This window comes from Occallatibacter sp., assembly GCF_049582745.1.
Lineage (GTDB): Bacteria > Acidobacteriota > Terriglobia > Terriglobales > Acidobacteriaceae > Telmatobacter.
Genome location: NZ_JBAUUO010000074.1, coordinates 170,263 through 185,607 on the forward strand (window position 1 = coordinate 170,263; position 15,345 = coordinate 185,607).

Annotated in this window: 16 protein-coding genes; 5 read left to right on the forward strand and 11 right to left on the reverse strand. The window is 59.0% G+C overall.

Going from position 1 to position 15,345, the window contains the following annotated elements; all coding sequences use genetic code 11:
- The first annotated feature begins 22 nt into the window (after positions 1-22).
- On the forward strand, positions 23-1,987 hold the full coding sequence (locus WCA10_RS12565; protein WP_472822861.1) for a cytochrome b/b6 domain-containing protein: 1,965 nt from the start codon (positions 23-25) through the stop codon (positions 1,985-1,987).
- 10 nt (positions 1,988-1,997) lie between these two features.
- Here the strand turns inward: WCA10_RS12565 and WCA10_RS12570 are convergent, their stop codons facing one another.
- The 5 genes from WCA10_RS12570 to WCA10_RS12590 form a co-directional block, all read right to left on the reverse strand.
- Positions 1,998-2,861 (reverse strand): hypothetical protein, encoded by an 864-nt coding sequence (locus WCA10_RS12570; protein ID WP_472822862.1) that lies wholly within the window; start codon positions 2,859-2,861, stop codon positions 1,998-2,000.
- A 36-nt stretch (positions 2,862-2,897) separates the two neighbouring features.
- Positions 2,898-3,038 (reverse strand): hypothetical protein, encoded by a 141-nt coding sequence (locus WCA10_RS12575; protein ID WP_472822863.1) that lies wholly within the window; start codon positions 3,036-3,038, stop codon positions 2,898-2,900.
- A 291-nt stretch (positions 3,039-3,329) separates the two neighbouring features.
- Positions 3,330-4,169 carry a hypothetical protein gene (locus WCA10_RS12580; protein ID WP_472822864.1) on the reverse strand — a complete coding sequence of 280 codons (840 nt, stop codon included), beginning with the start codon at positions 4,167-4,169 and terminating at the stop codon, positions 3,330-3,332.
- Between the two features lie 83 nt (positions 4,170-4,252).
- The gene (locus tag WCA10_RS12585; protein WP_472822865.1) at positions 4,253-4,684 is read right to left on the reverse strand and encodes a DUF6526 family protein; all 432 of its coding nucleotides are present in this window, start codon (positions 4,682-4,684) and stop codon (positions 4,253-4,255) included.
- Positions 4,677-5,759 carry a hypothetical protein gene (locus WCA10_RS12590; protein WP_472822866.1) on the reverse strand — a complete coding sequence of 361 codons (1,083 nt, stop codon included), beginning with the start codon at positions 5,757-5,759 and terminating at the stop codon, positions 4,677-4,679. Before WCA10_RS12590 ends, WCA10_RS12585 begins: the two co-directional genes overlap by 8 nt.
- Positions 5,760-6,074: 315 nt before the next feature.
- Between WCA10_RS12590 and WCA10_RS12595 the strand changes: the two genes are divergently transcribed.
- The gene (locus WCA10_RS12595) at positions 6,075-7,583 is read left to right on the forward strand and encodes a sialate O-acetylesterase (protein WP_472822867.1); all 1,509 of its coding nucleotides are present in this window, start codon (positions 6,075-6,077) and stop codon (positions 7,581-7,583) included.
- Positions 7,584-7,710: 127 nt separating this feature from the next.
- On the opposite strand, the gene WCA10_RS12600 is transcribed toward WCA10_RS12595, so the two are convergent.
- Positions 7,711-8,202 carry a hypothetical protein gene (locus tag WCA10_RS12600; protein ID WP_472822868.1) on the reverse strand — a complete coding sequence of 164 codons (492 nt, stop codon included), beginning with the start codon at positions 8,200-8,202 and terminating at the stop codon, positions 7,711-7,713.
- Between the two features lie 355 nt (positions 8,203-8,557).
- Between WCA10_RS12600 and WCA10_RS12605 the strand changes: the two genes are divergently transcribed.
- Positions 8,558-9,790 carry a dipeptidase gene (locus WCA10_RS12605; RefSeq protein WP_472822869.1) on the forward strand — a complete coding sequence of 411 codons (1,233 nt, stop codon included), beginning with the start codon at positions 8,558-8,560 and terminating at the stop codon, positions 9,788-9,790.
- 158 nt (positions 9,791-9,948) lie between these two features.
- Here WCA10_RS12605 and WCA10_RS12610 read toward each other — a convergent pair whose 3' ends face one another.
- The 5 genes from WCA10_RS12610 to WCA10_RS12630 all read right to left on the reverse strand — a co-directional run bounded on the left by WCA10_RS12610 (position 9,949) and on the right by WCA10_RS12630 (position 13,663).
- Positions 9,949-10,281 (reverse strand): hypothetical protein, encoded by a 333-nt coding sequence (locus tag WCA10_RS12610; RefSeq protein ID WP_472822870.1) that lies wholly within the window; start codon positions 10,279-10,281, stop codon positions 9,949-9,951.
- 254 nt (positions 10,282-10,535) lie between these two features.
- Positions 10,536-10,661, reverse strand: coding sequence for a hypothetical protein (locus WCA10_RS12615; RefSeq protein ID WP_472822871.1), 126 nt, complete (start codon positions 10,659-10,661; stop codon positions 10,536-10,538).
- 72 nt (positions 10,662-10,733) lie between these two features.
- Positions 10,734-11,141 carry a hypothetical protein gene (locus tag WCA10_RS12620; protein WP_472822872.1) on the reverse strand — a complete coding sequence of 136 codons (408 nt, stop codon included), beginning with the start codon at positions 11,139-11,141 and terminating at the stop codon, positions 10,734-10,736.
- Between the two features lie 274 nt (positions 11,142-11,415).
- On the reverse strand, positions 11,416-12,396 hold the full coding sequence (murQ, locus tag WCA10_RS12625) for an N-acetylmuramic acid 6-phosphate etherase (RefSeq protein WP_472822873.1): 981 nt from the start codon (positions 12,394-12,396) through the stop codon (positions 11,416-11,418).
- 100 nt (positions 12,397-12,496) lie between these two features.
- The gene (locus WCA10_RS12630) at positions 12,497-13,663 is read right to left on the reverse strand and encodes a serine hydrolase domain-containing protein (RefSeq protein WP_472822874.1); all 1,167 of its coding nucleotides are present in this window, start codon (positions 13,661-13,663) and stop codon (positions 12,497-12,499) included.
- Between the two features lie 117 nt (positions 13,664-13,780).
- Here WCA10_RS12630 and WCA10_RS12635 point away from each other — a divergent pair, with 117 nt between their 5' ends.
- A complete protein-coding gene (locus WCA10_RS12635) occupies positions 13,781-14,680 on the forward strand; it encodes a TraB/TrbI/VirB10 family type IV secretion system protein (RefSeq protein WP_472822875.1) in 900 nt (299 codons plus the stop codon).
- Between the two features lie 38 nt (positions 14,681-14,718).
- Positions 14,719-15,327 carry a signal peptidase I gene (gene lepB / locus WCA10_RS12640; protein WP_472822876.1) on the forward strand — a complete coding sequence of 203 codons (609 nt, stop codon included), beginning with the start codon at positions 14,719-14,721 and terminating at the stop codon, positions 15,325-15,327.
- Positions 15,328-15,345 lie beyond the last annotated feature (18 nt).

Here is a 15,345-nt window from a genome sequence, read left to right on the forward strand (position 1 = left end):
CCGCAGGCGTCTCCTCAATAGCGTGAAAGTTTCCAGCAGAATCCTGCTCTGTACGCTCGCATTCTTTCTGCTGGGCTCGGCCCTCCCCATTCGCGCCCAACACAAGCTGAAAGATGAAGATTGCCTGACCTGCCACGGCGATCCGACGCTCACGACCGACATCAACGGCAAGTCAGTCTCTCTGTTTGTCGACGCAAAAAAGCTCAAGCGCTCCATCCACAACTCCATGAAGCTGGCGTGCGTCGACTGCCACAAGGACGTGAAGAGCCTGGCGCACGACACGCCGCCGCAAAAGGTCCTCTGCGCCGGTTGCCATGCCGACGCAAAGGACGCTTACGCGCACAGCACCCATGCGAAGATCACCGCCGCCGGCAAAAGCGCGGCCAATTGCCAGGATTGTCACGGGAACGCGCACCAGGTGTTGGCCGGCGGCGATCCCGATTCGCCGGTGAATCACGCCAACATTCCCTATACCTGCGGACGCTGCCACGGTCAGAAATTCCTGATGGAGTCAAACGGCGAAACCACGCAGCCATTCCTCTCATACCAGGACAGCGTGCACGGCCGTGCCACTGAAAAAGGCTCAACCAAAGCTGCCGTCTGTACCGACTGCCATGGCGCGCATGCCATCAGCCCCGCGAACGACGCCGAGTCCCCCATCTCGAAATTCAATGTCCCCGCCACCTGCGGCAAGTGCCACGCCGAGATCACGCAGGCCTTCAATCAAAGCATTCACGGCCAGGCCATCGCGCGGGGAAACAACCTCTCGCCTGTCTGCACAGATTGCCACGGCATTCATTCCATCAAGGCGCATACCGATCCTAATTCACCCGTGTCCGAGAAGAATCTCTCGCGGGACACCTGCGCCCGGTGTCACGAAGGAGTACGTCTCTCCAGCGAGTTCGGCCTTCCGGGCAATCGCGTCTCCACGTATATGGATAGCTACCACGGTCTCGCGGCAGAAGGCGGCTCCGTGGTCGCTGCAAACTGCTCGAGTTGCCATGGCGTCCACAACATTCTGCCCTCGAGCGATCCACACTCTACCATCAACAAGGCCAACCTCGGCGCCACCTGCGGCAGGTGTCACAAGGGCGTTACGCAGAAGTTCACTCTCACACCCGTACACATGGCCGACGGCGTTCACCCCAAAGACATCGGGTCGGTCATCACGCGCTGGGTGCGCATCTTCTACATTGTTCTCATCCTCGCCGTCATTGGCGCCATGTTTGTACACAACTTCATCATCTGGCGCAGCAAGGCCGCCGCTCGGCGACACATGCAGAACCCCATGATGCAGCGCATGAGCACCAACCAGCGCTGGCAGCATCTGATCCTTCTCAGCAGTTTCATCATCCTGGTCATGACCGGGTTTGCGCTCAAGTTCCCCGATTCCTGGTTTGCCGAACTCCTCGGCATGGGCGAACACCTGCGCAGCATCGTCCATCGCATTGCCGGAGTCGTGCTCATTGCCGCCGGCTTCTATCACGTCTTCTATCTCGCCATCGCGCAGGAAGGGCGCAGGATGCTCCGCGACATTGCGCCGCGCCCGAAAGATGGAAAGGATGCTCTCGGCGCCATGCTCTATTACCTCGGCCTCAGCAAGAAGAAGCCGCAATTCGGCCGCTTCACGTATGGCGAAAAGGCCGAGTACTGGGCGCTCGTATGGGGCACCGCCCTGATGGGCATCACCGGCATCATGATGTGGGCCAAGGTGTGGGTCGGCAACCTGCTGGCCCGCTGGTGGGTCGATGTGGCCACTGCCGTGCACTTTTACGAGGCTATCCTCGCGACCCTTGCGATTCTCGTCTGGCACTTCTACCAGGTCTTCTTCGATCCCGATATTTACCCGATGAACTGGGCCTGGTGGGACGGCAAGATGCCGGTAGAACACTACCGCGAGGAGCACGCGCTCGATTCGGAATCGCTACGTGGCGCAGACTCACCCGACACAACGCACGGAAGCGATTCAGGAGCCCCGAAGCAGTGAAGCGGTGTCGTCACTCTTTCGGCGCCGGCGATTGGCTGTCGTAATGAATCGTCGATTCCACGGCAAACTTGTGGTAGTTCTTGAATTCGATCTCGTTTACGTAGAGGCGCGTGCTGTCTTTCACGCGCACCTCGGAGAGGCTGGGTAGGTTGTAGGCTTTGCCGGCAATTTCAACGGGCCTGTACGTGACCTCAATTGTTGCCATCTTGATCGGGAAATCGACCGGCAGTTCCAGCGCTGAACTGATGCGCGCAACTTCGAACGTTTTGCTGTCCACGAAAAGCCGTCCCGAGGATGCCACCAGGATCTTCTGGTCCGATTCCCGGTGCATTACGATCGTGCCGTTCTGGCTGGGCACGTAAAACTTGAAGACGTTCACGCTGCGGCCGTTCAAGCTCGTCGCCTTTTCCCATGAAAAATCCGCGCGCGAGCGCGGATCGTAGAGGTTCCGCAGCGCGCTGCCAAATTCGCCCGCGCTGATGGCGCCCGCAAAGTCCATGTGCTTTTGCCCCGCTGCTTTCTTGCCATTCACCGCGACCACTTCGTAGTGCTCCATCTGATCGAAGAATGTCAGCCGCTCTTCGATCACGTCATGCATGGCTGTCTGGGAATGGGGCGCGCCGGCCAACCCGGTTCCGCCTCGTGAAGAACTCGCGCCATTGAGCGACATGCCGAAGTTGATCTGGTCCTGGGCTTCGCGCTGGGTGATCTGGGTGCAGATGAAGTTGGGAAGATTCTGCGTGTATGCAAGCGCCAGTACACGCACGCTCTCAAGCACGCGAACCTGGTCGGCGGTTAACCCGGGATTTTCGGCAGGTAATCCGGTCGCCGGCCATGCCAACAAGAGAGCCGCGATTATCTTGAACGCCTTCACCCAGTTGCCTCCGAAGCACCGTCCGTCATGAGCAAATCATAGCGCCCGCGATTCGCGGCTTTCAGTGAGACGTAGCAGGGAATCAAGACCTTCGTCGAGATCGCAGAGCGTGAGGCCATCAAGCTTGACTACGGTTTCGCGCAGATACAGGCACAAAAGAAAGTTGCCATCACTCACTACGCGCCCATCAAGGAAACCATTGCCGGTGAGCCCGAACCCATCTTCGCGTTTCTAGGGAGTTCGCTCCTCGCGCGCGTACTTGAGGCACACAGGCCTGTGCTGGCTCTTCACGGACACGCGCACAAAGGCACCTTCTCCGCCGAAACCAAATCAGGAATCCGCGTCTGCAATGTTGCGCTGCCCATCGTGCGTCGGCGTGGAGAAGAGCATCCCTTCGCGCTCTTTAATCTCTGAGTTTTTTTGAATTTTCGTCTCTCTGCGGCCGAATTGAGGCGGCTAAACCCCAGATCACTCGCGCGATGCCGTGGGAACCTGGAACGCCAGTCCGCGTGCGCGGTTAGTCTGCTCGGTTCCCTCGATGTCGATCTGATCCAGCGGAATCTGCTCGTAATGCTGCTGGTCCAGATCGGTCAGCGTCCTGCTGTTCATCAGGTAGTTCTGGATTGTCTCCGGAGCGCGACCGTTTTTGAAGATTACTGCGATCGCCTGCACCGGCTCCGGAGCAGCGGTCGACATCCCGACATACGCGGGCCGCGGCATCCCGGCGTCTGCGACCGGTGGTTGAGCATAACTCGGCTCCTGTATCGGCTCAGGCCCAGCCTCATAGCCGCCATTCGGAGTTGCGTCCGCGTAGCCTGCTGCTGCGCTGTCAGATCCATATCCTGAATCGCTGGAATCGCCCCAGTTGTAAAAACCCGGATCGATCACATAAGGGTACGGGTACCCAACGAATCCCGGATAACCATAGCCATACGAACCGGCGATCCATGAGCCGCGTCTGCGATCGTGGTCCCGATGCGGATTCCAACGTCGTGAGCGATCTCCATAGGCGGGGCGATACAGAGGTCGACGCGCTGCGAATCCCGGTCCGCGATAGGGAACTCGCGTTCCCGCAAACGCTGGCGCGCCCAATCGCCCAAAGGCTGGTCTAGCAAAACCGCGTTGTCCAGAGAAAGGCGCAGACCGCGAAATTCCGCGAGCACCCGTGAAACCGGAGTGCCCGGCAAAGCCTGCGTGACCGGCGAATCCTCCGTGCCCCGAGAATCCGCCACGCGCTGCGCCATGCTGCGCATACACTGGCAACGCCAGCGCAAGGGCCATCACGGCGGCTGCGTTCCTCAACCTCATGAACTGTATTTTACGCCGAATCGCTTTGCCCGCTCGGGGTGCGATGTCACGCTGGGGATCGACGCTTGCCGGCGTTTGCGACTTCATACCCGCCACTCGTCCGCTCGCCAGTTCTTGATCCGCTCCTTGATCTGCTTGCGATTTAGGTTGTGTTCAAGCGCTTGCTTGGCAAGCTCCACCACTTCATCGTCGCAGGCAAAGCGCAGCGCAATCAACTGGCCTTCGTTGAGCTTGTAAATCTGGGCGTGCCATTGCGGCGGAGCCAGCGCCTGCAGCCGCAGCCGCTCCTCCAGCCGTATCACGCGGTCCTGCACCTTCAGCGGATAAGCACGCAGCTTTACAATCGGCACGATTGCAGCCAGTGACAGCACAAGGTACCAGCCCGAGGAGAGACTCGGCTGCCGGTGGAGGTGGAAACCCGCATACACCAGGTTCAGGAGGTACAGCGCGAAAATGAATATGTGAAATAAAGGGTCAAGGCGAGCGTGATTCTTCAGGCTCTGGGTCTTACTCATGCGTGGCCACAATTTCTTTCAGGCCGGAGTTGGCTGTCGCTGCGGAAGGTATCTCCGCCCTGTCGCCGGCAGCAGCAGCGCTGTGGACCTGGGCACTGGCGCTCAGGCGATTCTCAGTGGATGTACCGGATGATGTCAACGCTTCAAGATCGTCGGGCCCCAGCTTTGCCAGGTCATTCGGAATAAGGTGATAACGTCCGCGCACGACATAATCCACGAACAGGCCGCCGGCGAGGTAAGGATTCACAATCGCAATCGGCACCGCATACGCGGTCGTAATCAGCGACTCTGAAATGCTCTTGTTCGACCGGCTCATCCGGCGATACCCAGGAATCTGCGGGATTTCAAAGATTCCCAGGTGAATCTCAGGATGCTTGCGCGCGTAACGCTCCAGCTTGTAGGCGATCTGTTTCGGCGTGGTCATCCCCGCGTCCGGAAAGATGTTGCGCCTGAACTTCCGCGGAAAATACTGGTTCAGCACTCCGCGCGAAAAGCCGGAGCAGTTGTTAAACAGCAACTGAAAATTAGACTCGTTCTTCCTGCTGTTCATGCGCGCAATGAATGCATCGTCCTGCGCTTCGGTCGTATCGAAGCGGAAGGCATACATGCGCCTTTCGTACGACACGCCAACCAGTTCCGTCCAGCCTCCGTGCCAGAAGCTACCCTTCGGCACTTTCTCGCCCAGGCCGAGCAGATGCGCCTCGTGATACTCATCGCGTAGCCGATTCACCATGGCGCGATCCACCTGCTCAGGTACCTGGAAAATGTCTTCCACCGAGTACAGGTAGGGGATCAGCGGAATCGCCACCCAGTCATAATCGTTTACGTTGCTGTAGCGGGAGATTACTGCGCCCATCTCACCCGGTTGGCATCGGCGCAGTTTCGTTGGTGTCTCGGCGCAGATATGCGCAAAATAAACCGCGGTATGTCCAGTTGGGTTGACAGTCCCGAAGAAGCCATACGGCTCCTCCATTAACAACGCAGCCTGTGCGGTAGAGCGAGCCGGCAGTGATAACTGGAATGAAAGCGCCACGAGAATAAATGCAAATGTGCGTGAAGCGCGCATCGAGGGCATTTTGACTCCTGGTCGGGTTGTCTTCCTTTCAAGTATGTCTCAATCCGGAGAAAAATGAAGCCGCTTGTGTCAGATTGTGATTCTGTCCCAATCGTCGGTAACCGACTTGTTTCGTGTGTATTAACGCCAACTCCAACTCAGCAACAAACAGACGCACCAATCAGGCCGATTACTTAGACACCGGTTGTGCTGGAATGTCGCGCAGAGCATTGCCTTTTAGCGAACACCGGCTGGCTCTGTTAACGTTCTCTTTCCGAAAAAAGTGAGCATCGGTATGCTCCGAACTTCGGTCAATCTGCACGGTGTGAGGCTTCTGTGAGCATTTCGGTCATTCCTGTGTTTCTTTTGCTATCGTCCGTAGCTGTACCGGCACAAGTGACTTTGCCCCGCGTTCTCTCCAGTCATATGGTCATCCAGCGTGATCTTCCCGTGCATGTATGGGGCAACGCGGCCCCGGGAGAGCCTGTCACCGTTTCCTTCCGCGGCGAGGCGCGCGGAACCGAGACAGATCCGCTCGGCCACTGGAGCATCTACCTCAAGCCCGGCCCCGCCGGCGGACCGTTTCAACTCACCTTCAAGGGAATTCCCGGCGCCGAAGCCAGTGCCGCTCCTGAGCAGCCCATCACCCTCGACGACATCATGGTCGGCGATGTCTGGGTCGCATCCGGCCAGTCCAATATGGAGTTTCCCCTGAGTCGCGCCGCCACTGCCGCGCAGGATTTACCCAAAGCGGCAAATCCGCAGATCCGCCTGCTGATGATCCGCAAACGCAGCTCCGACTACGCTATGCCCGACGCCGATACCGACGGCTGGACCATCTCCACTCCCGAGACCGCGAAAGACTTCTCCGCCGTTGCCTGGTACTTTGCCCGCGACATCGCCGCTCGTGAGCATGTCAGCGTCGGCATCATCGATGCAACGTGGGGCGGCACGGTTGGTGAATCCTGGGTGCGCCTCACAGCACTCGGCGAAGATGCTTCGCTTGCGCCCATCTTCGTCGCGCGTGGCAAAATGACCGATACCGCAGCCGATACTGTCGCCGATGAAAAGGACGAGCAGCGCCAGATTGCCGAAGCCAAGGCCGCGGGCAAGCCCGTTCCGCAGTTCCCATGGCATCCGCCGCTCAACAGTTGGGGGCCGGGTCTGCTGTGGAACGGCATGATCGCGCCGCTCACGCCGCTTCCGATTCGCGGAGTCATCTGGTACCAGGGCGAGAGCAACAGCGCCCTTGCGCGCGTCCACTCGTACGACCGCATCATGCGCACGCTGATTGAAGACTGGCGTCGGCAATGGGATGTGGGCGACTTTCCGTTTCTCTACGTGCAGATCTCCAACTTCACCTCAACGCCGCTCGAAGACTGGGCGGAACTGCGCGAGCAGCAGGTGCGCACACTCGCCATGCGCAATACCGCGATGGCCGTCACCATCGACATCGGCAACCCCACCGACGTCCATCCCACTGACAAGCTCGACGTCGGTTTGCGCCTGGCGCGAGCGGCTCGCGCCTTAAGCTACGGCGAGGCAGTCGAGTATTCCGGACCAATGTTTCGCGAGGCGACCCCCGAAGGCGGATCGATTCGCGCATACTTCGATCACGCTCAAGGCCTCACGGCAAAAGGTGGCGCGATCACCGGTTTTGAGGTCGCCGGCAGAGACGGCCACTACGCTCCCGCCACCGCAACGATCGATGGGGGGACGGTTGTAGCCTCCAGTCCCGACGTGCCCGTTCCAGTACGGGTCCGCTATGGGTGGGCCAACAGCCCGGAGTGCAATCTCTTCAACAGCGAAGGTCTGCCCGCCTCGCCCTTCACCTCGGAACGGTAGCGAGATCGGCTCTGACGATCGAAAATACAGCCGACCAAACGCAGGAAGACCCGGCTCAAAGCCGGGCCCTCCTGCGCATCAAATGAACTCTGAACTAAGAACTAAGAACTGAACTAAGAACTGCCATTTAACCCACAATCGGCGGCGCCTGGATGAGCGAGAAGATCCCTCCGAATACCTGTTTCAGTTCACCGATCGACATCGGCCCTTTGTGCCCCGGCGCGCATTGCAGTTCGCCTACCGTGGCGTCCTCCTCAAACTCGAGGACGTCGCCATAAAAGTTGACGCTCGCGTTGTTCTGCCGAGTCCCCGTAATGACGATCTTCCGGCCCGGCACCAGGCGCCGTACCACGGGGCTCTCAACGGTCGAAAGCCGGCAGCTCGGCGCCTTCTTGTCGAGTTGCTCCCATGTCGTAATCGCGCCGTTCTGGAAGTAGATCGTTCCCTGGTTTGCAGGCAGTATCACCTCGGAATTCACCGCAACGGTCGATCCCGCCCCAATGGTGGCAATCGGAGCGCTATCCGGCAAGTCCGCGCTCTGGCCTCCCAAACGCAGCGAGGAACCGAACACAACTGCGGCAACTGCAATCAATACAGACAGGTGGCGAAGAGAGCGCATCTCCGTTAACCCCTTTCGGTGCAATAACGATTTGCGGTGAATTCTAGCACCCTCCCTCTTCAGGAAAAACAGAATTCCGCCGTTTCGGAAGGCCGCACACGTTACCAAGTGGTTGCATAAAGGCTCCAAAGTGCGCCAAATCTACAGTTGAATGTATTGAACCCCGGCTCTCATCCCTGTTCCCCAATCCCTGTTCCCTAATCCCTGATCCCTGTTCCCTAATCCCTTTTCCCCGATCCCCGTTCCTTAGTACACTCAACCCAAGCCTATGCGGACTCGTGCTTTGCTTGCCTCCCTGGTGGTCGCACTTCCGGCCATGTTGTGCGCTCAAACCGCGCCCAAGACTTCCTCGAAAATGACAACAAAACTTTCTCCCGAACAAGTCGAACGCTCCGCCATCGTCATCGACACCCATGCTGACACGCCGCAGCGTTTTGTCGATGAGAACTACGACCTCGCAGATCCTCTCAACGGCGGCAACTGGAATCTGGAATCCGCCAGGAAGGGAAACCTCGGCGCCGAGTTTTTCTCCATCTGGGTAGATCCTGTGCCGAACCAGGGCCACTTCGCGCGCCGTACGCTCATCCTGATTGACGCCGTCAAGCAGCAGGTCGCGAAGCACCAGGACAAGATGATGTTCGTGACGTCACCGGAGGGGATCGAACTCGCGCACCGCGAGCATAAAATCGCTGCGCTCATGGGCATTGAAGGCGGCCACTCCATCGAAGACTCGCTCGCGCTGCTGCGCCAGTATTACGCGCTCGGCGTGCGCTACATGACGCTCACCTGGTCCAACTCCAATGGCTGGGCCGACTCCTCGGGCGACATCAACGACACTTCGGTCCCTCATACGAAAGAGGGCCTCAGCGAATTCGGCAAAGACGTCGTTTACGAGATGAACCGACTCGGCATGATCGTCGACATCTCCCACGTCTCCGATCACACTTTCTATCGCACACTCATCATCACGCGCGCCCCGGTCATTGCTTCGCACTCGGCCGCTCGTGCTCTCTGTGACGCACCGCGGAATATGACCGACGACATGCTCCGCGCTGTCGCCAACTCCGGCGGCCCCGGTTCCAAGGGCGGCGTGGTGCAGGTCAACTTTTATTCTGCCTTCATCTCGCAGAAATATCGCGACGCGCAAAAAGCCCAGCAGCCCGAAGTCGACAAAGCCGTGCAGGCGCTCAAGGATAAATACAAAGCGGAAGGGAAGGAAGCGCCATCGGACGAGATTGAGAAGCTGCAGCGCCAGTTTGCCGATCGCATTCCGCGCCCACCGCTTTCCGATCTCATCGACCACATCGACCACATCGCCAAAGTTGCCGGCGTCGATCACGTGGGATTAGGCTCGGATTTCGACGGCGTCGACGGCCAGCTCCCCGAAGGCATCGACTCGCCCGCCGACATTCCCAAAATCACCGCGGCGCTGATCGAGCGAGGCTACTCGCCAGAAGACTGCCGCAAGATCCTGGGCGGTAATCTCCTCCGCGTCTTCCACGAAGTTGAGCAGGTGAGCAAACAACTGCAGGCGGAAAATCGTCCGCGCATCACCGACAAGCAGCCATTCGACAAGCCGCAAAAGTAGGAACGCGCAATGGCTCTTTGCGACGACTGCCACTGATCGACCGAATCGACGGGCTACTTTTCCGAGAGCACCTTAAAGCGCACGTCCGGAGCGTTCCAGGACTTCGCTAGTCGCGGGCGCACTCGATGTAGGATATGTTTTTTGCTTTTGCCGAAGAGCTACTTACCGGCGCTTGTGCGCGCGCTCTTGCCAGAGCCAGATGAACTCTCCGAGACAGATTGGTCTTTCGCCTCAAACGAGTGAGTCATCCCTTGATAGCTGCTCTTGTCGGCGGACGCGCTCGATGCATTCGGCTTTTGGGTGTGCCGGGCCGCAGGCTTCTTTCGCGAGCGCTTCGCGTGACTGGAGTGCGTTGTCTTGGCACTCTGCGTCTGTTGCGCTTCCGGCACGATCAGCGGATCGCGCCGCTCCGTGGCGTGTGAGGATAGGGAGGCAACGAAGAGAACCAAGGCAACTGCTGCGGCAAGATAAAAGCAAATCCGTGATTTCATGAACTTCTCCCCGGAACGACCTGTGCACTACGAGCGGTGACGAGAGGCTGACCATGCGTGCCGCCCCTGCTATTTGGTGTTAGTACACCGCACGCACAGGCCACCGTAAATACAACCTGTGCCGCTCTGTCTCCCACGAAGGTGCAAGGGTGCATAAACGCTTTGGTTAGAACTTATTGGGTGCAGGAAAGCCGAACGCCGGACCAGGTTGTTTTCCGGTCCGGCGCATATTATTTAGGTCGGGCTCGACGATCCTATTTGCCGGCTGGGGTGGTGGCGGAGCCCACGGATGGCTTCAGCTTCGATGTCTTGTTGTTGCCTGGACGGTAGCGGGTGGTCATATCTTCGGGATCCTTGTACTCGACAACCTCATGGTCCACGCCAGGACTGGAGGCTGCCTGCCTGTCCTTCGATTCATAGAACGGATTGTCGTCCGCGTTTTGGTTGTCTTTCTACATCGGATTCGTCGATGCGTTTTGCATCTGGCCGCCCTTGGCTTTGTCTGCTTGCGTGGGAGCGGCAAGCGGCTCTAGGGCGTGCGCGGAACCCAGCGATTTGTTGGTGGCCATCACCACCTGTTCGTACTGGCGACGTCCGCTTGCCATGCCGCTGGAGGCTTCCCGGACCCTGGCATGACCGCTGGCGGCTTCACGATCAAGCACAATCACGCTGCCCAATTTGCGGTTGGTGGTTTGCCTGTCACCCAGCGTAAATTCTGATACCGACGGCGAACTCGATTCGCGATCGGCCGATTGTCCTGCGGCCGCCGGTTTGGCAGGTTTCCTCGACGTTTGTGCCGCGGCAACTGTGGCCAGAAGAACCAGAATCGCAATCCCGTGGAAAATAATGCGTGCCTTCATCCAGGACCTCTCTTCACGTTCAATTCGTTCGAGGCCGTGGCAGAAGGGGAATCCATCCGGATCTAAAAACACCGAGCCACAGAACCTCTGGCTGACCGCATCAGTACACGCTTTTCGACATTCACCGTAAATACAACTTCGCGACCTCCGCATACAACCTAGGTACCCGAAATCCAGATGCCACGCATCACGGGCAAGGGAAGCAGACTCCCACGGGATTACTTCAGGCGGGTGTGCGGTCGCGAGGTGTATGGGGCTTTTGCTTGCCCGAGGATTAGAGTTCCAGAACGTTGTCTTCGATAGCCAGGCGCACATTTCCGTCGGATTTGGCAAGGCGGCGAACAGCTTCAGGCTTGTCGACTTTGGCTTTCAGCATCACCAGGGCGACCGGAACGCTGCGGCCGGCGCTCTTGATGGTCTGCACGGCAGTTTCGCGATCGATTGTGCAGGCGCTCATCAGGATGCGTATGCCACGCTCCACCAATTTCGAGTTCTGCATGTGCACGTTGACCATCAGGTTCTCGTACACGTAGCCAAGCCGCGTCATTGCGCCGGTGGTGATCATATTCAGGATCATCTTTTGCGAGCTGGCAGCCTTCATGCGGGTTGAGCCGGAGATCACTTCGGCACCCACCTCCGCAACGATGGCGATATCGGCGGCTTCTGCCACCGGCGTGCCCTGGTTGCAGGTCACCGCAGCCGTGTATGCGCCGCGCGCACGGGCATATGCCGTGGCGGCAACTACATATGGTGTGCGGCCCGATGCGGAGACACCGATCACAACGTCCTTGCGGGTGGGGCGCCGACGGGCAATGTCGCGCTGGCCGAGTTCCTCGGAGTCTTCGTTCACTTCAACGGCGGAAGCCAGGGCCTTGGGGCCGCCGGCCATGATGTATTGAACTTGTCCGGGAGCCGTGGAGTAGGTGGGGGGACATTCAGAGGCATCGAGAGCGGCAATGCGGCCGCTGGACCCGGCGCCGATATAGATCAGGCGGCCACCATCGCGCAGGCTGCGCGCAACGTGGTCGATAACCTCTGCGATTTCAGGGATAGCCTTCTTGACGGCCGCGGCGATCTTGGCGTCTTCGTGGTTGATGATGCGGGCTATCTCCAGCGCCGACTTGGTGTCAAAGCCTTGCGATGCTTCATTTTGGCTTTCTGTAGTCAGGTACTGGAGGAGGGAAGCCGGGTCTGCCTTGGTTTCCTCTTTCCCGTGAGCGCCGGCGCCTTCATGCGTCGTCGTACTGGTTAACATCAAAGTCTGTCCCCAGAATCTATTGTATCTGCAATTCGGGCAAGTCCACCCAGAATTCTGGAGAGATCGATGTCACTTGAATGTCATTGAATCGCACAAATCAGAGGGCTTGCCCCACACCAGACAACCCCAATCGGACAGCATCGTGAAATGAAGGACGAACTTCCTTGATGAACTGACACTGACGGTCGGGCCACGTGCGGTTGGTCAGAAGCACTGCCGCCACCGCGGCATCGAGGTCAATCCAGAGCGAACAGCCGCTGAATCCAAGATGGCCGATGGAATGGCGGGAAAAGTAAGGCCCGGCAGAGGACTCCTGCGAAGGTGTGTCCCAACCAAGAGCCCTGGAACTGCCTTCGGGCCCTTGCCGCGCGGCGAAGCACTCGATGGTTCCGCGATCGAACAGTGGTGCATGGTCCCGCCGATCGCTGGAGCCGAATGCCGACAGAATCTCACCTGCGAACCGAAGAAGATCACCTACGTTGGAGAAGAGGCCTGCGTGGCCGGCAGCGCCATTCAGAATCCACGCATTCTCGTCCTGCACTTCGCCCTGGATGATCCGGTGCCGGAAGATACTGTCGATTTCGGTTGGCGGGATCAACGCTCTTTGCTCAACGGGAGGAGTGAAGCGCGTCGCGGTGAGGCCCAGCGGATCGAATACTTCCTTCTGTGCCCAGACCGCGAGATTCTCCCCCGTCAATACCTCCAGAGCCTTGCCCAGCAGGATGAATCCCGGATCGGAGTACTCGCTGCGCTCACCGGGCGCCGCTTCAACCGGGAGTTCCAGGCATGCTCGATACAGCTCCGCGGGAGTGGCGGCCGCGCGGAAGAACTCGACGTAGCCCGGCAGGCCGGAGTTATGCGCCAGCAGATGACGAAGCGTGACGCGGCGTGCGAGCTTTGCGCTCTCGCGGCCAACAACGAAACCGGGCAGCAGTTCTCCCAGGGGCGTTTCCAGGTCGAGCAGCCCGCGCTGGGAGAGCAGCATGGCAGTCGCCGTCGTCGAAACCACCTTCGTAATGCTGGCCACGTCAAACACGGTATGCGGTTCGACCGATGAGGCGTCGGAATCGTAGGTGAACCGGCCCAGAGCGTCTACAAGAACGGGTTCACCGGCGGCAAACACCCCGAATGCGCAGCCCGGAAAAGCATGCCCCGCGATGGCATCCTGGAGTACCGTGTAAACGCCTGCAAAACGCTCAGATTGCTCAGGCATATCGGCGACGCTCGAATGAGAATGTGCGCTCTCGGCATCCATGGTTCTCATCTCCAATGCTCACGAATTTAGCGTACTCTGAATTAGGGCTCATGGAAAAAAGTTTGGTCAGCTATCTTTGCGGCGAAATGGTCCGTCTATCTCTATAAGAGCACTCGGGAGGAATAAATGCGTCTCGGAAGCAAGAGATTGACAGCGACGCTTTTATCGGCCGCGGCCATCCAATTCGGCGTCGTGGGAACGTCGCTGGCTCAAACGTCCGCGCCCGCCGACAGTGTGCAGGCCGCCGCTTCACAACCCGCGGCAGCCGATGCTGCCCCCGCGGCGCCTTCCAACGCAAATCTCACAACTGCACCAAAGAAGACGTACATGGTTCCGGCCGGAACCAAGGTCCTGCTGCAGCTCCGCAGTTCGTTGAATTCTAAAAGCGCCAGGCCCGGCGATGGTGTTTACCTGGCGTCTGCGTTTCCCGTCGTTGTGGGAAACCGGGTGATGATTCCAGCCGGCGTCTTTGTGCAGGGCGTCGTCGACCGCGTGACACGCGCAGGCCGTGTGAAGGGACGGTCGCAGCTCGACATGCACTTCACCTCCATCATCTTTCCCAACGGCTCGGTGGTTGAGATTCCCGGAGTCGTCAGTGGCCTGCCCGGTGCCAGCAAGCAACAAGTGAAAGACGGCGAAGGCACGATCGAACAGGACACGGACAAGACCCGCAACGCCGGCAAAACCGCGGAGATTGCTCTGCCCACAGGCGCCACCGTCGGCTCGATTGCCGGTCTCGGCGGTGGGCACCCCCTTGCCGGCAGCTTTGGGGGTCTAGGCGCGGGACTTGCAGCCGTCGGCCTGGTTTCGCTCTTCACGCGGGGAGCCGACGTCAATATCGAGGCTGGCACGCAAGTCGAAATGGTGTTGCAGAGACCGCTGATCCTGGAAGATGAGAATCTTGCCGAAGGAACCACGCCGGGGGCGGCGCCGTCGATGGTTCCTTCTCCGGGACAGCCAAAGCCGATGCAGAAGCCAGGGCATCCGCAACTGATATGCCCGCCCGGAGGCCTGGGTTGCAGTTAGACTCCATAGGATTTAATAATTCGAGATAGAGAATAGAAATGTCGACAAACATTCAAGGACCCACTGTAACCGAGCTTTCTTCCCCAACTGCAACGCCTGGAGCGCCAGCGCAACCGGTTGCCGTACCGCAGAGCGCCGGCCTGGGCCTCGGCCTGTGGCTTCGCGATCTGCTGATCTCCGCCGGCGTTTCGGTTCTCATCATCCTCTTTCTCTATCAGCCCGTGCGCGTCGAAGGCACCAGCATGCTTCCGCGGCTCGAGGATCACGACCGGCTCTTCATCAACAAGTTTGTCTACCACATCTCGTCCATCGAACGCGGCGATGTGGTGGTGTTTCATTATCCGCGCGATCCGGAAAAAAGCTACATCAAGCGAGTCATTGCGCTGCCCGGCGACAGCCTCCGCATCGATCACGGACAGGTATGGGTGAATGGCAAGGCGCTCGCCGAAAAGTACGTTCCCCCGAGGTACCGCGATACGCGCTCGTATATGGCGACGGTGATTCCCGACGATTGCTATTTCGTGATGGGCGACCACCGCTCAATTTCATCGGACAGCAGGGAATTCGGCGTGGTGGAGCGCGACCTGATTTACGGGAAAGCCGTGTTTGTCTATTGGCCTGCGCGCGATGTCGGCGAAGTGAAATAGCGTCGCGTTTTCCACCCC